Raw genomic sequence first — 4,390 nt, 5'->3', positions numbered from 1 at the left:
CCACCACCACCCCCCACCCCCCCACCCCCCCCCCGCCCCCCCCACCCCCCCCCGCGCCCCCCCCCCCCCCCCCCCCCCCCCCCCCCCCCCCCCCCCCCCCCCCCCCCCCCCCCCCCCCCCCCCCCCCCCCCCCCCCGCCCCCCCCCGCCCCCCCCCCCCCCCCCCCCCCCCCCCCCCCCCCCCCCCCCCCCCCCCCCCCCCGCGCACGCGGCGCCGCGCCGGTCGCTGGAGCCCGCCGGTGCCGTGCGGGTCAGCTGTCGGCGCGGGGCCCGGTGGAGCCGGCGGGGTACTCCAGCAGCACCGGCTCGCCGGCGGACCAGGCACGCCGCACCGGGTCGACGAAGCGCCAGGCCTCCTCCGCCTCGGCGGCACTGACCGCGGTGCGCGTGCCGCCGGCGAGCACGTCGGCGAGCACCGCACCGTAGGCGGTGCGCTCGCCCGGCGCGTGCACCTCCACCCCGGCGGCGCCCTGGTGCGCGCCGTCCAGGGCGATCTCCAGCCGGTCGTCGGCGACCCGCTCGACCCCCGCCGGGCACTCCGGTGGCGCGGGTGTCCGGAGGTGCAGCACCACGCACTTGCGGTCGGCCGCCATCGCCTTGCCGGTGCGCAGCACGAAGCGGGTGCCGGCCCAGCGGGGTGTGTCCACCTCGAGGACCAGTTCGGCGAAGGTCTCGGTGCCCCGGGCCGGGTCGACGCCGTCCGCGTCCACGTAGGCGTGCCCGGCGGCGCCGGCGGTGTAGCGGGCCCGGCGGGTGGCCGTCACCTCGGGTACCCGCACCGACCGGAGCAGCTCCAGCCGCACCCGGTGCAGGTCGTCCTCGGCCGGCGTCTCGGGCAGCTCCATCGCCAGCAGCGTGAGCACCTGGACCAGGTGGTTCTGCAGCACGTCACGCAGCGCACCGGTCCGGTCGTAGAACCCGGCGCGGCCCCCGACGTCCAGCGTCTCCTCCCAGACGACGTCCACCTGGGCGAGGTGCCCGGCGTCCCACCGCGCTGCCAGGCCACTGCCCGGCGCGCGCACCCCGGGCAGGTCGGCCACCGCGGGCATGCCCAGGAAGTGGTCGACCCGGAAGGCGGCTCGCTCGGCGCCGCCGGTCGCCTCGGCCAGCAGCGCGTTCAGCGACCGCGCGTCCGCCAGGTCCCGGCCGAACGGCTTCTCCACCGCGATCCGGCTGCCCGGCGGCAGGCCCGCCGCCCCCAGGGCCCGGACGGCAGCCGGGAACAGCGACGGGGGCAGCGCCAGGTACGCGGCGACCGGACCGGTACCGGCGAACGCGCCGACCGCGGCCGCGACGGTGCCCGGCTCGCCGAGGTCGACCCGGCGGTAGCGGGCGGCCGCCGCCAGCGCCTGCCGGACGGCGGGCGGGACGTCCCCGGCGTGCTCGCGCAGCCGGGCGGCGACGTGCTCGGCGAACCGGGCGTCGTCCCAGTCCTGCTCGGCCGCGCCCACGAGCTCCAGGCCCTCGGGCAGCCGCCCGGCCGCGCTCAGCTCGGCGAGCGCGGGCAGCAGGAAGCGGCCGGCGAGGTCGCCGGTAGCGCCGAACAGCAGCAGCCGGGTGATCACCGGGCCACGGAGTCGCGCCAGGAGTGCTCGGGCTCGAAGCCGAGCAGCCGGCGGGCCTTCTCGATCGACAGCAGCGTCTCGTGCTCGCCCAGCTCCCGGGTCACCGGGACGTCGGGGAAGACCTCGGCGGCCAGCTGCGCCGTCGGCCGGGACATCACCGTGTCGGCGTTGGCGACGATGAACACCTCCGGACCGGGCAGCCGCTGCTCCAGGGCGCGGCGCACCGCCTGGGCGCCGTCCCGGGCGTCGATGTAGCCCCACAGGTTCCACCGGCGCAGCCGCGGATCCGCGTCGAAGGCGGGGAAGCCCGCGTACTCCTCGGGGTGCATCACGTTGCTGAACCGCAGGCCGGTCATCGACAGGTCCGGGTGCCACCGGCACAGCTGCCGGGCCAGCTCCTCCTCCAGGGTCTTCCCCAGGGAGTAGGTGGTGGTCGGCCGCGGCGGGTACTCCTCGTCGACCGGCAGGTACGGCGGCGCCTCGTCGAACGGCAGCCCGAGCACGGTCTCGCTGGAGGCCCACACGATGCTGCGCACGCCCGCGCGCAGCGCCGCCGTGTAGACGTTGTAGGACGCCGTCACGTTGTTGGCGAACGTGGTCGCGTTCGGCACCAGCCCCGGCGCCGGGACGGCGGCCAGGTGCACCAGCGCGTCGACCGGACCGTGCTCGTCGAACCCGCCGAGCGCCTCGACGGCCTGGCCGGCGTCGGTCAGGTCGACCACCGCGGACTCGACGTCGGCCCGCGGGCTCGGCACCCGGTCCAGGGCCAGCACGTCCCACCCGTGCTCCACCAGGTGGGCCACCACCACCCTGCCGAGCTTCCCGCTGCTGCCCGTGACCGCGACCCGCGCCATGCACTCTCTCCCGTCCTCGGAACCGGCGCTCAGCCTGACCCAGCCCGGCGCCGCCCGCAGCCCGAGGAGCAGGCGGGTCAGTCCTCGGCGAGCCAGACGGCGCTGTCGGCGGGGAGCGCGACGCGACCGGCCGACCGGCGGACGCGGGTGGTCGAGGCGAGCAGCACCGAGCCCGCGGTGCGCACCAGGGTCGTGCCCGCGCCCATGTTGACCACGCACCGCACCACCGAGCCGTCGGCCGCGGTGCAGCGCACGGTGAGCACGTCACCGCGGGTGCTCACCGTGGCCGCGCCCGACCCCAGGGCCGCGTGCGCCTCGCGCAGCGCGAGCGCACGCCGGTAGAGGGTGAGCATCGAGCCGCCGTCGCGGGCCTGCCGGGACACCGCCCAGCGCCCCCAGCCCTCCGGGACGGGCAGCCACGGTCGGGCGGCGGGGTCGGTCGAGAAGCCCACCCCGGTGGCGTCGTTCCACGGCATCGGCACCCGGCAGCCGTCCCGGCCGGCCCGGGCGCCGTCGCTGCGGTGGAAGATCGGGTCCTGCTTGGCCTCGTCGGGGACGACGGCCTGCGGCAGCCCCAGCTCGTCACCGGCGTAGACGTAGGCCGAGCCCGGCAGCGCGAGCATGAGCAGCGCCGCCGCCCGGGCCCGCGCGGTGCCGAGGTCACCGCCGCCGAAGCGGGTGACCTGGCGGTCCTTGTCGTGGTTGCCCAGCACCCAGGAGACCGGGGCGCCCACGGCGCCGAAGGCGTCCAGCGCGCTGCGCACGCCGTCGGCGAAGGCCTCGACGTCCCAGCCGGACTTGACCAGCCGGAAGGAGAGCGACTGGTGCATCTCGTCGGGACGGGAGTACAGCGCCACCTGCTCGAGGTCGGCCAGGCAGACCTCGCCGACCAGCATCGTCCCGGGGTACTCGTCGCAGATCGACCGCCAGCGCCGCCAGACGTCGTGCACCTCCGGCTGGTTCCAGGTCATCGCCTGCTCGGGGCCGTGCCCGAAGAGGGTGGGGGAGTAGGCGCCGGGGTTGTCGCGCAGGCCGGCGTCCTTGAACAGTCCGTAGGCGACGTCGACGCGGAAGCCGCTGACCCCGCGGTCCAGCCAGAAGCGCAGCGTGTGCTCGAAGTCGGCGGCCACGGCCGGGTCGCGCCAGTTCAGGTCCGGCTGCTCGGGGGCGAACAGGTGCAGGTACCAGCGGCCGTCCGGGGTGCGCGACCACGCCGGTCCGCCGAACAGCGAGCGCCAGTTGTTCGGCGGCAGCTCCGACGCGGGCGCGAAGTGATACCGGGAGGCCTCGGGGGAGTCGGGGTCGGCCAGCGCGGCCTGGAACCACGGGTGCTGGTCGGAGGTGTGGTTCGGGACGACGTCCAGCACCACCCGCAGGCCCAGCTGCCGGGCGTCGGCGACGAGGGCCTCCAGGTCGGCGACGTCGCCGTAGTCCGGGTCGACCGCGCGGTAGTCGCTGATGTCGTAGCCGCCGTCGGCGCCGCCGGAGGGGTAGTGCGGGTTGATCCACAGCGCGTCGACGCCCAGCCAGGACAGGTAGGGCAGCCGGGAGCGCAGGCCGGCCAGGTCACCGATGCCGTCGCCGTTGGCGTCGGCGAAGGAGCGCAGGTAGACCTGGTAGACCACGGCCGAGCGCCACCACGGGTCGGCGGTGAGGTCCGGGGTGATCGTCTGCTGCGTGGAGGTCCGCGCCGTTGCGAGCCGAGCTGCCATGCCCCGATCATCGGCAGCTCCCCGCCGCGTCCTCTGTGGCGCGGGTCACGAACATCGGCCGGGAAGTTCGGCGGTTCTCGACAAGGCAGTGCGCGACCGACCCCTGGACCCGCAGCTCCTCCCGCCGCCCGTCGGCATGATCACCACGGGCTGTGGGGGGGGGGGCCCGGGGGGGGGGGGGGGGCGGGGGGGGGGGGGCGGGGGGGGGGGGGGGGGGGGGGGTGGGGGGCGGGGGGGTGGGGGGGGTGAGTGTGGCGGTT

3 protein-coding genes are annotated in these 4,390 nt (G+C 77.2%); all 3 read right to left on the bottom strand.

Translation table 11 applies throughout. From position 1 onward, the window contains the following. Positions 1-250: 250 nt before the first annotated feature. Entirely contained in the window at positions 251-1,564 is a 1,314-nt protein-coding gene (locus ACI79Y_RS19520) for a glucose-6-phosphate dehydrogenase (protein ID WP_457160082.1), read from the bottom strand. Next, positions 1,561-2,418: an NAD-dependent epimerase/dehydratase family protein gene (locus ACI79Y_RS19515; RefSeq protein WP_457160081.1), complete on the bottom strand. Its 858-nt coding sequence runs from the start codon at positions 2,416-2,418 to the stop codon at positions 1,561-1,563. Before ACI79Y_RS19515 ends, ACI79Y_RS19520 begins: the two co-directional genes overlap by 4 nt. Positions 2,419-2,495: 77 nt before the next feature. After that, on the bottom strand, positions 2,496-4,130 hold the full coding sequence (locus ACI79Y_RS19510) for a glycoside hydrolase family 13 protein (RefSeq protein ID WP_457160080.1): 1,635 nt from the start codon (positions 4,128-4,130) through the stop codon (positions 2,496-2,498). Positions 4,131-4,390 lie beyond the last annotated feature (260 nt).

The sequence above is a fragment of the Modestobacter sp. SYSU DS0875 genome (assembly GCF_054050915.1).
This window is presented reverse-complemented; position numbering and strand designations above follow the sequence as displayed.

Bases quoted from the DNA above. Each gene is read 5' to 3' on its own strand.
- ACI79Y_RS19510 (WP_457160080.1), bottom strand. From the start codon at position 4,130: ATGGCAGCTCGGCTCGCAACGGCGCGGACCTCCACGCAGCAGACGATC.
- ACI79Y_RS19515 (WP_457160081.1), bottom strand. From the start codon at position 2,418: ATGGCGCGGGTCGCGGTCACGGGCAGCAGCGGGAAGCTCGGCAGGGTG.